Source organism: Paenibacillus tengchongensis, from assembly GCF_008973665.1.
Classification (GTDB): domain Bacteria; phylum Bacillota; class Bacilli; order Paenibacillales; family Paenibacillaceae; genus Paenibacillus_AQ; species Paenibacillus_AQ tengchongensis.
In genome coordinates this window covers 2,573-3,412 of sequence record NZ_WACP01000029.1, presented here as the reverse complement: position 1 = coordinate 3,412, position 840 = coordinate 2,573, and the positions used below count along the sequence as shown (strand labels likewise).

The following is an 840-nucleotide window of genomic DNA, read 5'->3' as shown; positions in this document are numbered from 1 at the left end:
GGGGTTCCAGATGCGCCGTGGGCAGTTTATTTTTGAGTGTGGAGAACCGGATCGGGGAGTTTCCACCGTCGATGAGCAATTGCCAGTGGCGGTATCCATCTGCGGAACCTTCTTCGAGCTGGCCTAGGTAGGTGTATGAGGCTAGTGCTTCTTCTATCTCCTTTCGGCTCATTTTTTCTGCTGATATCGTGGCCATCCATGACCGGGACTGCGTAGTCTTGCTACAACGTTTGCTACGCATTGCTTCACCTGAATACCCTTTCTGAGCTGGGTTGATACACGCTACAGAGGTGCCGGGGTAACACTAGCCGGCACCTATCTGCTGCCGCGGCGGCATTCGCCGCCTTGCCACTGAGAAATCGTCCTTGATGCGCTGTTTCTAGGTAGTGGCCGGCGCCCTATCGGGCGCTTCCTGGGGTCTTCTTTCGCGGCGCCGCGTCCTGCGCCGGCGTCCTCCCGCTGGGAGATCCGGCTGCGGCCGCTCTGCCACTGTCGAAGACCCCAGAGCTGGCTTATCTGGGTCCGTAGACCTGTACCATCCGCATCGGATGGCACTCGTCGTCGACGACGAACTGCCCTGGCTTGGCTCGTAGAGGGTCAGGCTCTCCGTCTCCTGGGCGCACACCCAGCACAAGCAGCGCGTCTTCCGGTCGCGTTACGCGTCCCACCATTTTTACGCCGCATAGATCCCTGATACCTGAAGGGATGACATCCGCTGTCATACGCTGTGTCGCTAGCACGACAAGTACTCCAGCACTTCGCCCCCTTTGGACGAGATCACGCACAAGGGCCTCGCGTTCTGCTGCAGCGTTCTTGTCCTGCTTTGACGTTGATGCTGGT

At 58.9% G+C, this 840-nt stretch carries 1 protein-coding gene; it reads right to left on the bottom strand.

All coding sequences use genetic code 11. From position 1 onward, the window contains the following. Positions 1-512: 512 nt before the first annotated feature. Positions 513-840, bottom strand: a 328-nt coding sequence (locus tag F1381_RS29325; protein WP_425495305.1) for a hypothetical protein, incomplete at its 5' end; no start/stop codon positions are given.